This is a genomic window from Acidovorax sp. GW821-FHT11A03 (genome assembly GCF_058809075.1).
The window spans coordinates 448,521-464,980 of record NZ_JBXASG010000003.1; the positions used below are offsets into that span (position 1 = coordinate 448,521).

The window sequence follows — 16,460 nt, forward strand, 5'->3', positions numbered from 1 at the left end:
GTTCCACGTTTTATATGCCTTCCCCTGCCGCCTTTCCCGCATTTTCTTGACCGGAGAACTTCCCCATGCCCTTGCCGCGCTCCCGCTTCATCTCGTGCCTTCTGGCCAGCGCGTTCGCGCTGGCCGCGCCCGCCGTGGCGTTGGCGCAGACCTATCCCGACCGCCCTGTGAAGCTGGTCGTTCCGTTCGCACCCGGCGGCGCCACGGACATCCTGGGGCGCCTGCTGGCCACGGCGATGGGCGAGCGGCTGGGCCAGCCGGTGGTGGTGGAGAACCGTCCCGGGGCGGGCACGGTGGTCGCGGCCTCGCTGGTGGCCAAGGCGCCGGCCGATGGCTACACCCTGCTGCTGGGCGCCAACACCACGCTCACCATGAACCCCGCCATCCGCACCAACCTGCCGTACGACCCCGTGCGCAGCTTCACGCCCATCGGCATGGTGGCGGACATGGGGCTGCTGCTGGTGGCCCACAACGATGTGCAGGGCAGCACGCTCAAGGACATCGTGGCCCAGGCCAAGGCCGCGCCGGACAAGTTCTCGTACGGCTCCTACGGCACGGGCTCGTCGGTGCACTTCGGCGCCGAGATGCTCAAGGCCACCGCGGGCTTCCCGATGATGCATGTGCCCTTCAACGGCAGCTCGCCCAACCTCACGGCGCTGATGGGCGGGCAGGTGCAGCTGGCGGTGGACACGGTGGTGGCCTCCACCCCGCTCATCAAGGCCGGCAAGATCAAGCCCATCGCCGTGCTGAGCCCGCAGCGCCTGCCGCTGCTGCCCAACGTGCCCACGGTGGCCGAGAGCGGCTACCCGGGCTTCGACATGGGGTCGTGGTTCGCGTTCGTCGCGCCCGCCGGCCTGCCCGCACCGGTGCAGAAAAAGCTGGAGAAGGCCCTGGCCGACACCATGGCCTCCGCCGAGTTCAAGAAGAAGCTGGTGGACATCGGCATGACCCCGGCCTGGGGCAACGGCGACGCGCTGCGCGCCCGCATCGAGCGCGAGCTGCCGCTGATGCGCGCCGTGGCGGCGCGGGCGGACATCCGCGTCGACTGAGGGCGAGGGTTTCAGGCCGTGCGCTGCACCGCCAGGCACAGCCAGCAGGGAAACGCGCCCGTGGCGGGGTTGACGGCGAAGTGCTCGTCATAGACCTCGACGGCGGGCCGCGCGGCCACTTCCCAGCCTGCGGGGATCTGCCCCGGGGCCATCATTCCCGCCCAGGCCGCGCCGATCTCGGGCCCGGTGCCGACGAACTGCAAACAGGCGTAGTCGCCGCCCGGAAAGTCCTGTACCAGCGCCTCGGTGCCCGTGCGCAACCCGACGCCCACCTGCACGCAGGCGTCGTAGCGGCATTGCGCGGGCGGTGTGCAGGCGGGGTTGTCCAGGCTGATGCCGTAGTACCTGGGGCGTGGCTCGGCGAGGCCATGGGCCGCGCACCATTGGCCAAAGCGGTCCCACAGCTGCGTGAGCGACGGGCCGTAGGGGCCGGTCTGGCGCATGTAGGCAAGGCGCATCGGGGGCAACTGGCGGATGTCGAGGGGCATGGGTGGTCCTGGATGGGGTTGCGGTAGGGAGGGCGCTTTTGTGCCTTGCAGTCTAAGCCGCAGGAAACCTGCTCGGCAATTGGCGACAATGCGGGAATCCTTTGCCACCCATTTTTGTCCACGCCATGCAATTCGCCGACCGCCTGAACAATGTAGAAACCTCCGCCATCCGTGAGCTTTTCAAGCTGCTGGGCAAGCCCGGCATCATCAGCTTCGCGGGTGGCTTCCCCGACAGCGCGATGTTCGACGTGGAAGGCATCCGCGCTGCCAGCAACGCCGCCCTGGCCGAAGAACCCGGCGCCGCGCTGCAGTACGGCGCGACCGAAGGCTACAACCCCCTGCGCGAGCAACTGGCCGCCTTCATGGCCAGCAAGGGCGCCCAGGACGTGGCGGCCGACAACCTCATCGTCACCACCGGCAGCCAGCAGGCGCTGGACCTGCTGGGCAAGACGCTCATCAGTCCCGGCGACAAGGTGATCGTGGAAGGCCCGACCTTCCTGGCCACCATCCAGTGCTTTCGCCTGTACGGCGCCGAACTCATCAGCGCGCCCATCGACGGCAACGGCGTGAAGACCGACGAGCTGGAAAAGCTCATCGCCGAACACAAGCCCAAATTCGTCTACCTCATCCCCACCTTCGGCAACCCCAGCGGCGCCATGCTGAGTCTGGAGCGCCGCAAGGCCGTGCTGGAGATGGCCGTGAAGCACAGCACCCTGATCGTCGAGGACGACCCCTACGGCGACCTGTACTTCGGCGACGCACCGCCCCCCAGCCTGCTCAACCTGTCGGCCAGCGTGCCCGGCAGCCGCGAGCTGCTGGTGCACTGCGGCAGCTTGAGCAAGGTGCTGTCACCCGGCCTGCGCGTGGGCTGGATGATCGCCCCGGCCGAGCTGCTGGCCAAGGCCACCATGTGCAAGCAGTTCAGCGATGCGCACACCAGCACCTTCGCCCAGGCCACGGCCGCCCAGTACCTCAAGGCCGGCCGCATGCCCGGCACGCTGGCGAACGTGCGCAAGGTGTATGCCGAACGCGCCCAGGCCATGGGCGATGCGCTGCGCAAGGAGCTGGGCGGCGCCATCGAGTTCGTGCAGCCCCAGGGCGGCCTGTTCGTGTGGGCGCGCCTCACGGGCGCGGGTGGCAAGGTGGCCGACGGCAATGTGTTGGCCCAGCGCGCGATTGAAAAGGGTGTGGCCTTCGTGCCCGGCACGCCGTTCTTCTGCGCCAACCCCGACCACGCCACGCTGCGCCTGTCGTTCGCGACGGCCGACGTGGAAAAGATCCGCGAAGGCGTGGCGCGCCTGGGCCAGGCCCTCTGAAGCGTCGATGTCGGACGCCAACGATCTCGCCCAGATTCTCCAGCGCCTGGAAAGCCTGGAGATCAAGGCCAGCTTCACCGAAGACCTGCTGGACCAGCTGAACATGACCATCTACCAGCAGCAGCAACTGATCGACCGGTTGACGCACGAGGTCATCCAGCTGCGCCAGCAGGCGCCCGAGGGCGGCTCGAACGGCCCGCGCAACCTGCGCGACGAGCTGCCGCCGCATTACTGATCTAGCGATCTAGGCTTTCACGGACCGCCAGGCCGCATCCGCCAACTCCGCGCGGTACGTGGTGGACGAGGGCAGGCCGCCCTGGCCAGCGTTGCCCGACAGCCACGCCCTGCAATAGCTTTGCACCGGGCCCATGACCAGCGACGGCATCAGTTCGCAAGGCAGGTCGCGCAGCGCGCCCGATTGGCGGTGCGGCTCGAACCAGGCCACCAGCGCCTGGTTGCGGCCCCGCGCCGCCTCGGCCAGGTCGGCGGTGCGCGGGCCTGCGGCCACGGCGCCGCGCGCCTGGAACAGGAAACGTGCCCGCTCGGGTTGTGCCACCACCCAGTCCAGATAGCCCGTGACCAGGGCCGACACGCCCGCCTCGACGCCCTGGGCGGCATCCAGCTGCGCCTGCACGCTGCGCGACTGGTCGTGAAAGATGTCGAAGAACAGCGCCGCCACGATGCCGTCGCGGTTGCCGAAGTGGTGATAAATGCTGCCCACGCTGGCCCCGCAGCGGGCGCGCACCCCGTCGATGGTGACGGCATCCACGCCGCCTTCGGCCGCGCAGGCGAGGGCGGCGTTCAGGATGTCCTGGCGGCGGTCGGTGGCGGCCTCGGCCGGGGATGAGGTGGAGGGCGGGGAATTGCGGCTTGCCATGGAATGCGATTCTAGAATAAAGTTCTAGAAAATACTTCTAGTCCACGATTTCCATGCATCCTTCCCCCATTGCCGCCCCTGCAGCCGCTGCATCCATGCCCGGTGCCGCCTTGTACCCGCACTTGTTCGCGCCGCTTGACCTGGGTTTCACCACCCTCAAAAACCGCGTGTTGATGGGCTCCATGCACACCGGCCTGGAGGACGGGCGCGACCTCACGCGCATGGCGGCGTACTTCCGCGAGCGGGCCGAGGGGGATGTGGGACTGATCGTGACGGGCGGCTTTGCTCCCAACATCGCGGGCTGGGCCAAGCCCTTCGCGGGCACGCTGGCGACCTCGGGTGCCGCCCGGCGCCACCGGGTGGTGACCGACGCGGTGCACGGCGCCGGCGGCAAGATCGCGCTGCAGATCCTGCACACCGGCCGCTATGCCTACCACCCGCTGGCCGTGGCACCCTCGCGCCTGCAGTCGCCCATCTCGCCGTTCACGCCGTTCGCGCTGTCGGCGCGCGGGGTGGAGCGCCAGATCCGCGCGTTCGTCAACTGCGCCGTGAAGGCGCGCGAGGCAGGCTACGACGGCGTGGAGGTGATGGGCTCGGAGGGCTACTTCATCAACCAGTTCCTCTCGCAAACCACCAACCTGCGCAGCGACGCCTGGGGCGGCGACTACAGCCACCGCATGCGCCTGCCGGTGGAGATCCTGGCCCGCATGCGCGAGGCCGTGGGGCCGGACTTCATCATCATCTACCGCCTGTCGATGATCGACCTGGTGCCCGGCGGCAGCGCCTGGGACGAGATCGTCACCTTGGGCAAGGCCGTGGCCACCGGTGGCGCGAACATCGTCAATACCGGCATCGGCTGGCACGAAGCGCGCGTGCCCACGATTGCCACCAGCGTGCCGCGCGCGGCGTTCGCCTGGGTCACGCAGAAGATGAAGGCCGAGTTCGCGGCGGCAGGCATTGCCACGCCGCTGGTCACGTCCAACCGCATCAACACGCCCGAGGTGGCCGAGCAGGTGCTGGCGGATGGCTGCGCCGACATGGTGTCGATGGCGCGTCCGCTGCTGGCCGACGCCGCCTTCGTGAAGAAGGCGGCAGAGGGCCGGGCCGACCGCATCAACACCTGCATCGCCTGCAACCAGGCCTGCCTGGACCATGTGTTCCAGAACAAGACCAGCAGCTGCCTGGTGAACCCGCGCGCCTGCCACGAGACGGAACTGGTCTACCGGCCCATCGCCACACCGTCCGCACGCAAGCGCATCGCCGTGGTGGGCGCCGGGCCCGCCGGCCTGACGGCGGCCACGGTGGCGGCCGAACGGGGGCACGAGGTGCACCTGTTCGACGCCGCGCCCGCCATCGGCGGCCAGCTCAACATGGCCAAGGTGGTGCCGGGCAAGGAGGAGTTCCACGAGATGCTGCGCTACCTGGCCACGCGGGTGGAGGATACGGGCGTGCAGCTGCACCTGAACCGCGTGGTGCAGGCCTGCGACCTGGAGGGCTTCGACGAGGTGGTGATCGCCACGGGCGTGCTGCCGCGCGACCCGCAGATCCCTGGCCAGGACCACGCCAAGGTGCTCAGCTACATCGACGTGCTGCGCCACGGCAAGCCGGTGGGCGAGCGCGTGGCCATCATCGGCGCGGGGGGCATCGGCTTTGACGTGGCCGAGTACCTCACGCATGGCGAGCACCCTTCCACCACGCTCGACCTGCCGGCCTGGAAGGCCGAGTGGGGCATCACCGACCCCGCCGAGGCGCGCGGTGGCCTGGCCCCCTCGGGCCCGCGCGCCACGCCCCCCGCGCGGCAGGTGACGCTGCTGCAGCGCAAGAAGGGCAAGCTGGGCGCGGGCCTGGGCAAGACCACGGGCTGGATCCACCGCACCACGCTCAAGATGAAAGAAGTGCAGATGGTGAGCGGCGTGAACTACGAGCGCATCGCCGACGAGGGGCTGCTGGTGTCCTACGGCGACAAGCGCGAGGACCCGACCTGGATCCCTTGCGACACCGTGGTGCTGTGCGCGGGACAGGTGCCCCTTTTCAGCCTGGCGCAGGCGCTGGAGGCCACGGGCCGCAAGCCGCACCGCATCGGCGGCGCGCTGGAGGCGGGCGAGCTGGATGCCAAGCGCGCCATCGACCAGGCGGCGCGGCTGGCGGCGCGCTTGTAAGGCGAGTGAAGCCAGTTTTTAAGCAAAACAGGCCGCCAGCGCTGGATAGGAAAGCGCTGGCAGCTATTGTTTTGATAGTGTCTGGCCGACGGCCGATGTCCCCCGCTGCGCGGCAGAGCTCTCGAGTGCATTGAACACCCGCAGCGCGGCCCACGCATCGTTGGCCGCGTAGACCAGCTGGGCCTCCGTCAGCCGGGCGTTGGCCCAGTTCGAGGTGGCGGCCTTCTTGGACTTGATGAAGCGCCGGTTGAACAGCACGGCCACCGCGCCCTTCACACCCATGTCCTTGCGATAGCCGCGCTGGCGGAACACGGTGTTGAGTTCCAGCACATCGGCCGGCTGCACGCCCAGCTTGTGCTGGATGCGTTTGGTGTCGTCCCCCAGGCCAAAGCCCGCCTTGGTCACGCCGCGCAGGGCCAGCAGCTCGGCCACGCGCGCGCGGCAGCCGGGGTCGTGCAGCTGGAAGACCCAGGCGGTGTCGAGCGTGGCCAGCTGCACGATGTGCGGCCCGTCGGACTGTTCGCCCTGCACGAAGGTGGGCTTGGATTCGGTGTCGAACCCCCACGCGCTGGCCGCCGCCAGGGCATCGCAGGCCTTGTCGGCCTGCTCCGGGGTGGAGACGAGGGCGATGCGGTCGGTGCCCAGGCGCTCGAAGGGTTCCAGCAGGGCGATCTGGTCTTTGCCGGGGGTGGCGTGGTGGGCGGCGCGCGAAGGAGCGTGGGGGTGCCGGGGAGGGGGTGGTGCCGTCATGGGCCCATTGTGCCGTGCGGGCCCTGGAGCCCCGACGTGCCCGCGCCCAGAGGTCGGGCGCATCCGCCTGCGTGCCGGCCTCTCAGCGCTTGCCTGTCGTGTGCAGGCGGGGCATTTCGGCAATGTGGCCCAGGGCCTCTTCGCAGGCCGCCACGGTCAGTGCCTGCCGCGCAGCCAGCCAGCCCACGCCAAACCAGGCCTTCGGGTCGGTGGCGGCGATGTCGCCATACAGCACGCTGGCCACGCGTTCATCGTTCAGCCGGCCCAGGGCCGCCAGCGCGGGCTGCAGGCTGTCGAGGAAAGATTCCCCTTCGGCGTCCAGCGCAGGCGCCACGAACTCCGTGAGATAGCGCAAGCGCTTGAGGCGCTTGCGCAGGCGGTGTTGCTCGTCCACCGGCAGGGCTGCAAAGCCCTGGGCCCCCTGGCGCACCCTGGCGTGCAGGCGGTGCAATCGCTTTTGCAGCAGGCGGCGGGTGTCCCGGGCCTCCAGGCCTTGGTCCCCGGCCGCCGACGCGTCATCGCGGCCCCGGGCCGTGAACGCCATGAGGGCGATGAGTGCCGCCTGGAACGCGGGCGTGCGCACGATGATGGCGGCGGCGGGGCCGGGAGCCTGGTCCGCCGCCGCACGCACCTCCAGCGCAGGCGCGCCCGCATCGCGCATGTCGGCGACGATGGCCTGCAGCGCCTGGCCCCGGTCGCGCAGCTGGCCCAGGCGCTGGAACACCTCCACCAGCGGTGGCTCCCAGGCGGGGTCGAACGCGCCGGGGGCCAACGGCGCCAACTCGCGCAAGGCCGTGCGCAGCCGGCGGATGCCGATGCGCAGCTGGTGCACATGTTCCTCGTCGCCCCCGCCTTCCACGATCTCGCTGGCATTGCCCAGGATCTGCTGGAGGCAGTGCGCCACCACCACGCGCTGCAGGCCGCGCCCCTGCAAAAAGTGCTTGCGCTGGCCGCTGGCACGCAGGGGGGCGGCCTTGGTGGCGGGCCGGGCCCATTGCGCGGCCAGCAGCCGCTCGCCGCGCTCCGCCTTGGACACCGTGCTCAGAAACAGCCCGTGCCGTGTGGCCCACCGGGCGGCGATGGCCGCCAGGCCTGATACCGGCCCGGTCTTGAGCTCCAGCTCCAGCTCGCAGATGCGCGCCTCTTTCTGCTGCGGCGTGCCACGGTGGGCGATGACCCGCCCGGTGTCCAGGGCCAGCTCCACCACGCCGCCCTTGAAGGCGATGTCCCGCGTCACGCGGTCCATGGCGGTGCCATAGGTTTCGGCCAGGGGGCCGCTGGCGCCCTGCAGCGCGTGCAGCAGCCGGGTGCCCGCCAGGGTGCCGGCATGCAGTGCGGGGTGGGGCTCGGGGGCGGGGCCCGCGGCGTGGGCCGGACCCCGGTCCACGTTGTGCTCCTCCCGGTCCAGGGGGCCGTCACCCAGGGCCTTGACGGTCTGCACCCACAGGTCGCCTTCGCGGCGCAGCCGCAGCGCGATGCCGCGGGCCGCCAGCGCGCCGTCGGGCGTGTCGAAGTAGCGGGCCTCCATGCGGATGGACGCGCACGGGCCGCGGCGCGCGGCCGCCTGCACGGCCGCCAGGCGCTCGGGAGGAATGCAGAACTTGAATTCGATTTCCATGGGGTTTATTTTGCCTGCGCGTGGAAGTGTTTTTATTTTTGCAGAGAGAAAATACAGTGGTGAATAATGCGTGGAGATAATCGGAAATATCCAAGAATGATCATCATGATAATTTATTGAATGACCCCGGTGGCATCAAGCGTACCCGTGCCTTGCACCGAATTCCCGGTTGGCTGCCGGATGTGGCGGGAATTCGGCGGATTATAGGGTGGCCATGAATATCCGTGTTCGAATTGCCCTGTTCTTCGGTGGAGGATGTGTCAATACTTCCCTTTCGACTTGGATTATCGATTGGTCACGGTTCTGTCATTTGAAACAATTAGTATCTTCTGGGTGCCCGGGGTCGTCTCCGGTGGCCATTCAAGAGGATTCCAGATGCTTCAGAAAATGAAAATTGGCACCAGGCTGGCCCTGGCATTTGCAGTGCTTCTGCTGCTGATCTCCGCGCTGGCGGCTGGCGGCATCAGTGGCGCCAAGCGCCTGACGGAGCGCAGCGCGGCGCTGTATGGGGACCGCACGGTGCCCATGGGCGTGCTGGCCGAGATCAGCCACCTGACCCAACGCAACCGCGTGCTCGTGATGGACATGCTGATGGACCCCGGCACCAGCAATCTGCAGGCAAGCCATGCGGCGCTGTCCGCGAACGTGGAGCGGATCCGGGCCCTGTGGAAGTCCTACACCGCCAAACCCCTCGGCGAGCAGGAGCAGGCGCTGGCCCGGGCCTTCGCGCAGGCCAATGCCGCGTACCTGGACAAGGGGCTGATTCCCGCGGCCGCGGCGCTGGTGGCGGGCAAGTACGACGATGGCTCCGAGCTCTACATCAGCCAGATCCGGCCCCAGGCCGCGAAGGTGCAGGATGCCGTGGAACAGCTGGTGGCGCTGCAGATCAGCCTGGCGGACGCGGAGTTCGGCGCGGCCCGGCAGATGAGCGAAACCATCCATGTGTGGATGCTGGCGGCCACCGTGCTGGCGCTGCTGGCGGGCACGGCGATGGCATGGGTCATCACCCGGTCGATCTCGCATCCGCTGCGGCAGGCCGTGGCGTTGGCGCGGACGGTGGCCGGAGGCGACCTGAGCGCGCAGATCGAGGTGCGCGGTGCCGACGAGACGGCGGAGCTTCTGGGGGCGTTGCGCGAGATGAACCAGCAGCTGGTGCGCGTCATCACCGAAGTGCGCGAGAGCACCGAGTCGGTGGCGCAGGAGGCCGTGCTGATCGCGGGGGGCACCGAAGACCTGGCCCGCCGCACGGAGACGCAGGCCTCCAATCTGCAGGAGACGGCTGCCTCCATGGAGCAGCTCACCATCACGGTGCAGCACAACACCGACAACGCCCACCGCGCCACCCACCTGGCGCAGGAGGCCAGCAAGGTCGCGAACGAAGGCGGCAGCGTGATGCGCAATGTCATCGCCACCATGCAGGAGATCCATGTCCAGTCGCAAAAGATCACGGACATCATCAAGGTGATCGACGACATCGCGTTCCAGACCAACCTGCTGGCCCTCAATGCGGCCGTCGAGGCCGCCCGCGCGGGGGAGCAGGGGCGGGGCTTCGCCGTCGTGGCCGGGGAAGTGCGGGGGCTGTCGCAGCGCAGCAGCACGGCGGCGCGCGAAATCCGGGGGCTGATCACGGCGAGCGTGGATGGGGTCGAGCGGGGCTCGGCGCTGGTCGGCCAGGCGGGCGAGCGCGTGGCCAATACGGTGCGGCATGTCGATCAGGTGGTGGAGCTCATCAGCGAGATCCGGGACGCCGGCCAGGAGCAGTCCCGGGGCATCGCGCAGATCGGTGAAGCCGTGCGCCAGCTTGACGCCGCGACGCAGAAAAATGCGGCGCTGGTGGATGACAGCTCGTCGGCGTCCACGGGCATGAAGCACCAGGTGCGGCGGCTGCTGGAAGTGATCCACCAGTTCCGCCTTGCCCCCGACGGCGCCGCTGCGGCGGTGGACGGGACGGCGCCGCAACCATCGGGCGGTGCGCGGCAGCTTCTGGCGGCACCGCCACGGCCCCAGGCGGCGCACAAGCGCCTGGCCACGGTGCCGCGCTAGGACGGAGCCCTTTCCATGAACAGGACCGATGTACTGATTGCCATTGCCGAGGTGGCGCGCACGGGAGGCGCTTCGAGCCCCGAGGACTCCATTTCGCAGCTGGCCATGGTCATCGACGGCCTGGAGCTGTCCAGCAGTGGTTCGGAGATGGCGATGGAGATGCTGCTCAAAAGCGCCGCCTGCCTGTGGAACCTGCAGCAGGAGCGGCTGCGCCTGTGAAGCACCGGGAGGCGGGCGCTGCCCCGGTGCGCCTTCTCAGCGCGGGGCCGGTGGCGGCTCTTGCGGGGCGGCCACGTCGAGGGACGCGATCTGGTTGCGCCCCTGGTGCTTGGCCAGGTACAGCGCCTGGTCGGTACGGTCCAGCATGTCGCGCAGGCTGCGGTCGCTTTGCCGGAAGGCGCCCAGCCCCAGGCTGGCGGTGATGCCATAGCCGTGGCCCGCCTCGTCGGCCAGGCGCAGCGCGCGGATGCTCTGGAGAATGCGCATGGCCACTTCCATGCCCTCGGCCAGCGCGGTCAGCGGCAGCAGCACGCCAAACTCCTCGCCCCCCAGCCGGCCCACCGTGTCGCTGGCGCGCAGCTGGCTCTTGACGGCCTGGGCAAACGCCACCAGCGCGCGGTCGCCCTCCAGGTGGCCAAAGCGGTCGTTGATGGACTTGAAGTGGTCCAGGTCCAGCATGAGCAGCGCGAGCGGCTCGCCGTTGCTGCGCGAGCGCGCGTACACCGATTCGGCGCATTCCAGGAACGCGCGGCGGTTGGCCATCCCCGTCAGCATGTCGGTGGTGGCCAGGCGCTGCAGCTCGCGCTCCAGGTTCTTGCGCTGCGTCACGTCGCGGTAGATGCCCTCCACGCCCGCGAAGTTGCCCGCATGGTCGTACAGCGCGTGGCTGCTGATGGAGATGTCGATCACCTGCCCGTCGCGCCGCACCATCTGGCCGGGAAAGTCCGACACCTCGCCTTTTTCCACGATGGCGGCCTTGAACGCGTCGCGGTCGGAGCTGTGCGGGTAGTACGACTCGGCGGTGCGGCCCTCGATCTCGTGGGGCTCATAGCCCAGCACGCGCCGCACGCCCGGGCCCACGTGCTGCACGACACCCTTGGCGTCCGTGCGGTAGTACACGTCCTGCATGTTCTCGAACAGGCGGCGGAAGTTCTGTTCGCTTTCGCGCAGCTGGTCCTCGATCTCGCTCTGGTGCGTCATGTCCAGGCCGCACATCAGCACGGCGGGGGCGCCCTGCCACTCCACCGCCACGCTGCTGATCAGCACCATGCGCAGGTTGCCCCGCAGCGTGCGGATGCGGAACTCCGACGGCTTGTTGGGCCGTCCTCCCTGCCCGGGCACGGTGACCTGCTGGACACGGTGGTTGGAGCGCACGCGGTCCATGGGATGCACGAAGTCGTCCGAGGGCCTGCCGATGAGGCTGTCCGGGCCCGGTGCCTCCAGGAGATCCAGGCCGGCGGCGTTGGCAAAGCGGATGATGCCCCCCTGGGTGACCAGTACAGCCGCTGGCAGCAGTTGCAGCAGACGGAGGTCGTTGAACATCGGCGTGACGTAACAAAAGGTAATGCCCCATTGTGGCACCGGGGTGGGCCGGTGGGAATCGATGTTTGTCACAGGCGGTACCATCGCCCATGAGAAAAACTTTCCAACTCCATGTTGAAGGCAAGAACCGCGACCGCGTTCTGGATGCCGTCAAGCACGAAATCCGCAAGTACATCAAGCGCGAACGGCGCCGCGAGCTGCCCGAAGGCGCTGACTTCTGGGACTTTGACTGCCAGTTCGGCCGGACCAGGGAAGACGCCGCCGTGGCGCACCTGTCGGCCTTGACCGGGCTCATCAACGAAGTGGCGGCAGAAGGCGGCCCGCAGTTCCATGTGGAGATCGTCGCCAGGCCCGGCAAGCGCACGCCCCGGCCCGCGGGCGAGCCCGGGGCCCCGTCCGGCCAGGACGGCGGCGGCATGGACGAGGCCGGCGAAGGGGCTTGACCCCGGGCCGTGGCGAGCGGGCGGCCAGGAGCCCCCGCGGGTGTTCGACAGGCTCCTTCTAGGAGCCTTTTTTGTCTGCGGCCGCCGCAGCGCGCAGCTTGTCCTTCTTGCTGGGCCGCTTTCCCTTGATGCCGCCGGTGCCCTGGGGGTCGGCGGCCGAGGCCGGTGCGGGGGCCTCGGTGGGCTCAAAGCCCGCAATCTGCTCGCGCGGTAGGCTCAGGTGCTGGCGTTTTTCGATGAGCCGGAAGTGCGCTTCGGCATCGGCCGTCACGAAGCTCACGGCCACACCGCTCTCGCCCGCGCGGCCCGTGCGGCCGATGCGGTGCACATAGTCCACGGCCGAGCGGGGCAGGTCGTAGTTCACCACGGCCGGCAGCTGCGCGATGTCGATGCCGCGCGCGGCCAGGTCGGTGGTCACCACCACCTGCCAGCGTTCGTCCTTGAACTCCTGCAGCACCTGCTTGCGCGCGCCCTGGCTCAGGCCGCCGTGAAAGGGACTGGCGAAAATGCCGGCCTTGTACAGCTTTTCGGCCACATGCTCGGCCGCGTACTGCGTGGCCACGAACACCAGCACGCGCGGCCAGCCGTGCTCCTTGACCAGGTGCCGCAGCAGCTGGGTGCGGCGGGCGGCATCCACCGCGATGGCGCGCTGCTCGATGGCGGGCTCGTTGCCCGGGGTGTGGGGCACTTCCACGCGCACCGGGTTTTTCAGCAGGCCGTCGGCCAGCGCCTGCACGGCGGCGGGAAAGGTGGCTGAAAAGAACAGGTTCTGCCGCTGGGCGGGCAGCAGGGCCAGCACGCGCGCCAGCTCTTCGGCGAAGCCCAGGTCCAGCAGGCGGTCGGCCTCGTCGAGCACCAGGTGCGCCACGGCGGACAGCCGCAGCGCGTTGTGCTCCACCAGGTCCAGCAGGCGGCCCGGCGTGGCCACCACGATGTCGGCGCCGCCGCGCAGCCCCAGCATCTGCGGGTTGATCGACACGCCGCCGAACACGATGGCGATCTTCAGCGGCTGCTGCAGGTGCTGGGCCAGGCTGCGCAGCACCTCGCCCACCTGGGCGGCCAGCTCGCGCGTGGGCACCAGCACCAGGGCGCGCACCCTGCGCGGGCCGCCGGTGGCGCCCAGTTGCAACTGCTGCAGCAGGGGCAGGGCGAAAGCGGCCGTCTTGCCCGAACCCGTCTGCGCGGCGCCCAGCAGGTCAGCGCCTTGCAGGACGGCTGGAATGGCGCCCGCCTGGATGGGCGTGGGCGCCACGAAACCCGCCTTTTCGGCAGCGTGGACAAGGGCAGGGGACAGACCGAGGGAGGCAAAGGGCATGGAGGCAGCGCTGGAGCGGCGTTGAAAGCGGACGCACGACAGCGCGAACGGGGAAAGATGGGGGGATTGTCGCCGCAGTTGCCCTCGGGGCCCGTGCGCCGCCTCGGCGCGCTGGCGTGCCGGGCCTGGCGGCGGGCCCCGTGGGTGGCCACCGCCCTGATAATCAGGCACCGGCGGTTCGCCGGTTTTTCCCTTGTCTTTCCCCGCACCATGGCCCTTACCCTTGATTCCTCCGCCATCACCCACGGCATCCAGCTGGCGGTGGCGCCCGTGTTTTTGCTCACGGCCGTGTCCGGCATGATCGGCGCCGTCGCGGGCCGGCTCGCCCGCATCATCGACCGGGCCCGCGTGGTGGAAGACCGCGCCCGTGCCAACACCGAGCCCGAGTTTCTGGCCCGCGCCTACAGCGAGCTGGCAGATCTGCGGCTGCGCGGGCGGCTGGCCAACGGGTGCATCGGGCTGCTCACGTTCTGCGCGTTCCTGATCGGCACCACCATCATCCTGCTGTTCCTGGGCGAGACCACCAACTTCCAGTCCAACCGGCTGGCGGTGGCGGGCTTCCTGGCGGGAGTCGCGTCGTTCTTGCTGGCGCTGGTGTGTTTCCTGACCGAGACGCTGCTGGCCACGCGGTTGCTCAACTTCCACATGCTGCAGCAAGAGGTGGAAGGTAAAAAGCCATGAAGTCGTTTGCCGACCTGGGCGGCCTGGTGTATTCCACCGACTCCGGCCGCATGTGCCCGGGCTGCCGCCAGCCCGTGGCGCAGTGCACCTGCCAGCAGAACAAACCCCTGCCCACGGGGGACGGCATCGTGCGCGTGTCGCGCGAAACCAAGGGGCGCGGCGGCAAGGCCGTGACGCTGGTCAAGGGCGTGCTCGTGGACGGTGCCGCGCTGGAGCAGCTGGGCAAGCAGCTCAAGGCCGCCTGCGGCAGCGGCGGGACGGTGAAGGACGGTGTGATCGAAGTGCAGGGTGACCATGTGGAGCGCGTGATGGTCGCCCTCCAGAAGCTGGGCCACAAGGTCAAGCGCGCGGGAGGCTGAGGCCCCCTGAAACGAAAAGAAGGCACCGCACCACGATGGATCCCGAAAAACTGCAGCGCCTGGTCACCCTGGAGATGCCCTATGGCAAGTACAAGGGAACGGTGCTGGCCGATCTGCCGGGCAACTACCTGAACTGGTTCGCGCGCGAGGGTTTCCCCAAAGGCGAGCTGGGGCAGCTGCTGGCGCTGATGCACGAGATTGACCACAACGGCCTGTCGGACCTGCTCAAACCGTTGCGCCGGGGCCAAGGCCGCTGATTCCCGGGCCGGCGACCTGCGGATGACCCGGCCACTGCATGCCCTGGCGCGGGTCCATGGGACGCCGCCATAATCAGGCCACTACCTGCCAACAACTCCGAGGGAATGCACATGAAGGGCAATATTGCGGCGATCGTCCTGGTCGTGCTGGGCGTGTTTTTTCTGCTGACCAATCTGGGGCTGATCAGCATCAGCCTGCGCGAGTTGCTGCGGGTATGGTGGCCGGTCGCGCTGATCGCGGTGGGCGTGGCCCTGTTCTTTACGCCCGGTACCAAGGGCAAGTAAGGCCGGGTTCGCGGGGCACCCGCAACACCGACCATCGCCCCGCGCGCGGGGTCAGCCGCCGGCCCGCCGTGGGCCGTGCCCGTCGTCTTCGCGCGGCGGCACAAAGGCCGGGTCGCTGCCGAAATAGCCCCGGAACAGGTTGCGCGCGATGCCATGCGCCGCCACCTGCAGGCTGTCCGCCACCTCGGGCGTGAACAGGCGCTCCGTGTGGTGCTGCCACAGCCTCACCCAGGCGGCGAAGTGGGCTGGCGTGACGCCGTCCAGCGCCATGTGCTTGCCGAAGACATCGCCGCGGAAGCTGCGCGTGCCCAGCGCCACCGTGCTCCAGAAATCGACAAGCCGCTGCAGGTGGTTCTCCCACTGGCCGTGCAGTGCCTTGTCGAAAACGGGCCCCAGGAGCGGGTCGGCCCGCACATCGGCGTAAAAGCCATGCACCAGTTGCGTGATGCTCTGCACGCTGGGTGCCGAGGCCTTCCCGGGGGGCGTGGCCGCCGGATCGCTCATGGACGTGCGGCTCCCGCTCAGCTGCACCCGCAGCCCGACGAACCGCAACCCTGCGAGGGGGCCGCCGCACCTGCCTCGAACGGCGGAAACAGCACGTTGTTTTCGAGGTGGATGTGGTTGATGAGGTCGTCACCCAGCTGGGCGATGCCCGCATACAGGGCGCGCCAGGTGTTGCAGGCGCCCTGGGGCGGCGTGGCGTCGTTGGTCAGGGCGTTGAGCTTGTCCAGCGCGGCGCCATGGTCCACGTGCTCGGCACGCATCATGCCGATGGGCTGGCCCACGAAGGGGTTGCCCCCGGCCTTGAGCATCGGAAACAGCACCTGTTCTTCCTTGGCCATGTGCGAAAGCAGTTCACCGTGCATGTCTTCCAGCAGGTCGGCCAGCCCGGCAGGCACCATGGGGTTGTCGCGGTGCACGGCTTCCACGCGGCGGGCCATGCGGATCAGTTCGGGCAACTGGGCGCGGTGCACCTCGTGGTAGCGCGCCAGGATGTGGTCGATGAGCGCGCCGGGCGAGGCGGCTTCGGGCAAGGCGTCGCTGCGCTGCAGGGCCGCCAGTTCCGCCAGGACGGCATGGGCGTCCAGCCCCTTCTCGGCGGCGGCATGGGCCAGGCTGACCTGCCCGCCGCAGCAGAAGTCGAGCTTGAGCCGCCGGAACACCGCGGTGGCGCCGGGCAGCTGCACGGCAATCTGGCCGATCTGCTGATCCGCGCCGAGGGGCGCGTGTGCGGGGTGGGCGGTTTGCAGGTGATCAACGCGGGCGTTCATGGCGATC

The 16,460-nt window shown here is 69.1% G+C and carries 19 protein-coding genes; 11 read left to right on the top strand and 8 right to left on the bottom strand.

Translation table 11 applies throughout. The features are described from left to right. Window positions 1–65 precede the first annotated feature (65 nt). Window positions 66–1,049, top strand: a complete 984-nt coding sequence (locus AC1RVY_RS09335) for a Bug family tripartite tricarboxylate transporter substrate binding protein (RefSeq protein WP_492255017.1) — start codon at window positions 66–68, stop codon at window positions 1,047–1,049. 11 nt (window positions 1,050–1,060) lie between these two features. Here the strand turns inward: AC1RVY_RS09335 and AC1RVY_RS09340 are convergent, their stop codons facing one another. Continuing rightward, window positions 1,061–1,537 carry an AraC family transcriptional regulator gene (locus tag AC1RVY_RS09340; protein ID WP_218340823.1) on the bottom strand — a complete coding sequence of 159 codons (477 nt, stop codon included), beginning with the start codon at window positions 1,535–1,537 and terminating at the stop codon, window positions 1,061–1,063. A 125-nt stretch (window positions 1,538–1,662) separates the two neighbouring features. Here AC1RVY_RS09340 and AC1RVY_RS09345 point away from each other — a divergent pair, with 125 nt between their 5' ends. Continuing rightward, window positions 1,663–2,853: an aminotransferase-like domain-containing protein gene (locus tag AC1RVY_RS09345; RefSeq protein ID WP_492806356.1), complete on the top strand. Its 1,191-nt coding sequence runs from the start codon at window positions 1,663–1,665 to the stop codon at window positions 2,851–2,853. Between the two features lie 7 nt (window positions 2,854–2,860). Then, on the top strand, window positions 2,861–3,088 hold the full coding sequence (locus AC1RVY_RS09350) for a SlyX family protein (RefSeq protein ID WP_369642211.1): 228 nt from the start codon (window positions 2,861–2,863) through the stop codon (window positions 3,086–3,088). A gap of 9 nt (window positions 3,089–3,097) precedes the next feature. Here AC1RVY_RS09350 and AC1RVY_RS09355 read toward each other — a convergent pair whose 3' ends face one another. After that, window positions 3,098–3,730: a TetR/AcrR family transcriptional regulator gene (locus AC1RVY_RS09355; RefSeq protein WP_492806358.1), complete on the bottom strand. Its 633-nt coding sequence runs from the start codon at window positions 3,728–3,730 to the stop codon at window positions 3,098–3,100. A gap of 95 nt (window positions 3,731–3,825) precedes the next feature. Here AC1RVY_RS09355 and AC1RVY_RS09360 point away from each other — a divergent pair, with 95 nt between their 5' ends. Continuing rightward, window positions 3,826–5,889 (top strand): oxidoreductase, encoded by a 2,064-nt coding sequence (locus tag AC1RVY_RS09360; RefSeq protein WP_492806549.1) that lies wholly within the window; start codon window positions 3,826–3,828, stop codon window positions 5,887–5,889. Between the two features lie 63 nt (window positions 5,890–5,952). Here AC1RVY_RS09360 and AC1RVY_RS09365 read toward each other — a convergent pair whose 3' ends face one another. Together AC1RVY_RS09365 and AC1RVY_RS09370 are read right to left on the bottom strand one after the other, a co-directional pair. Next, on the bottom strand, window positions 5,953–6,639 hold the full coding sequence (locus AC1RVY_RS09365) for a 3'-5' exonuclease (RefSeq protein ID WP_492806359.1): 687 nt from the start codon (window positions 6,637–6,639) through the stop codon (window positions 5,953–5,955). Between the two features lie 82 nt (window positions 6,640–6,721). After that, window positions 6,722–8,257: a CYTH and CHAD domain-containing protein gene (locus AC1RVY_RS09370; protein ID WP_492806360.1), complete on the bottom strand. Its 1,536-nt coding sequence runs from the start codon at window positions 8,255–8,257 to the stop codon at window positions 6,722–6,724. Between the two features lie 387 nt (window positions 8,258–8,644). Here AC1RVY_RS09370 and AC1RVY_RS09375 point away from each other — a divergent pair, with 387 nt between their 5' ends. Together AC1RVY_RS09375 and AC1RVY_RS09380 are read left to right on the top strand one after the other, a co-directional pair. Beyond that, a complete protein-coding gene (locus AC1RVY_RS09375) occupies window positions 8,645–10,300 on the top strand; it encodes a methyl-accepting chemotaxis protein (RefSeq protein WP_255591399.1) in 1,656 nt (551 codons plus the stop codon). A 15-nt stretch (window positions 10,301–10,315) separates the two neighbouring features. Then, window positions 10,316–10,519 carry a hypothetical protein gene (locus AC1RVY_RS09380; RefSeq protein WP_218294188.1) on the top strand — a complete coding sequence of 68 codons (204 nt, stop codon included), beginning with the start codon at window positions 10,316–10,318 and terminating at the stop codon, window positions 10,517–10,519. 36 nt (window positions 10,520–10,555) lie between these two features. Here the strand turns inward: AC1RVY_RS09380 and AC1RVY_RS09385 are convergent, their stop codons facing one another. Beyond that, on the bottom strand, window positions 10,556–11,842 hold the full coding sequence (locus AC1RVY_RS09385) for a sensor domain-containing diguanylate cyclase (protein ID WP_218294189.1): 1,287 nt from the start codon (window positions 11,840–11,842) through the stop codon (window positions 10,556–10,558). A gap of 89 nt (window positions 11,843–11,931) precedes the next feature. Here AC1RVY_RS09385 and AC1RVY_RS09390 point away from each other — a divergent pair, with 89 nt between their 5' ends. Continuing rightward, window positions 11,932–12,285 carry a DUF6172 family protein gene (locus AC1RVY_RS09390; protein WP_492806361.1) on the top strand — a complete coding sequence of 118 codons (354 nt, stop codon included), beginning with the start codon at window positions 11,932–11,934 and terminating at the stop codon, window positions 12,283–12,285. 58 nt (window positions 12,286–12,343) lie between these two features. Here AC1RVY_RS09390 and AC1RVY_RS09395 read toward each other — a convergent pair whose 3' ends face one another. Next, entirely contained in the window at window positions 12,344–13,600 is a 1,257-nt protein-coding gene (locus AC1RVY_RS09395; RefSeq protein WP_369642215.1) for a DEAD/DEAH box helicase, read from the bottom strand. A 210-nt stretch (window positions 13,601–13,810) separates the two neighbouring features. Between AC1RVY_RS09395 and AC1RVY_RS09400 the strand changes: the two genes are divergently transcribed. From AC1RVY_RS09400 to AC1RVY_RS09415, 4 genes are all read left to right on the top strand, one after another. After that, a complete protein-coding gene (locus AC1RVY_RS09400) occupies window positions 13,811–14,281 on the top strand; it encodes a DUF2721 domain-containing protein (protein ID WP_218294192.1) in 471 nt (156 codons plus the stop codon). Beyond that, window positions 14,278–14,640, top strand: a complete 363-nt coding sequence (locus tag AC1RVY_RS09405; RefSeq protein WP_218340832.1) for a translation initiation factor Sui1 — start codon at window positions 14,278–14,280, stop codon at window positions 14,638–14,640. The genes AC1RVY_RS09400 and AC1RVY_RS09405 overlap by 4 nt, the downstream gene beginning before the upstream one ends. 35 nt (window positions 14,641–14,675) lie before the next feature. Continuing rightward, window positions 14,676–14,897: a DUF3820 family protein gene (locus AC1RVY_RS09410; RefSeq protein WP_492246222.1), complete on the top strand. Its 222-nt coding sequence runs from the start codon at window positions 14,676–14,678 to the stop codon at window positions 14,895–14,897. 111 nt (window positions 14,898–15,008) lie between these two features. Then, on the top strand, window positions 15,009–15,182 hold the full coding sequence (locus AC1RVY_RS09415) for a LiaI-LiaF-like domain-containing protein (protein ID WP_218294196.1): 174 nt from the start codon (window positions 15,009–15,011) through the stop codon (window positions 15,180–15,182). Between the two features lie 51 nt (window positions 15,183–15,233). Here AC1RVY_RS09415 and AC1RVY_RS09420 read toward each other — a convergent pair whose 3' ends face one another. After that, complete coding sequence (locus tag AC1RVY_RS09420) at window positions 15,234–15,686, bottom strand: group III truncated hemoglobin (RefSeq protein WP_218340834.1); 453 nt, start codon at window positions 15,684–15,686, stop codon at window positions 15,234–15,236. A gap of 17 nt (window positions 15,687–15,703) precedes the next feature. Then, the gene (gene ytfE, locus AC1RVY_RS09425) at window positions 15,704–16,453 is read right to left on the bottom strand and encodes an iron-sulfur cluster repair protein YtfE (protein ID WP_218340835.1); all 750 of its coding nucleotides are present in this window, start codon (window positions 16,451–16,453) and stop codon (window positions 15,704–15,706) included. Between the last annotated feature and the right edge of the window lie 7 nt (window positions 16,454–16,460).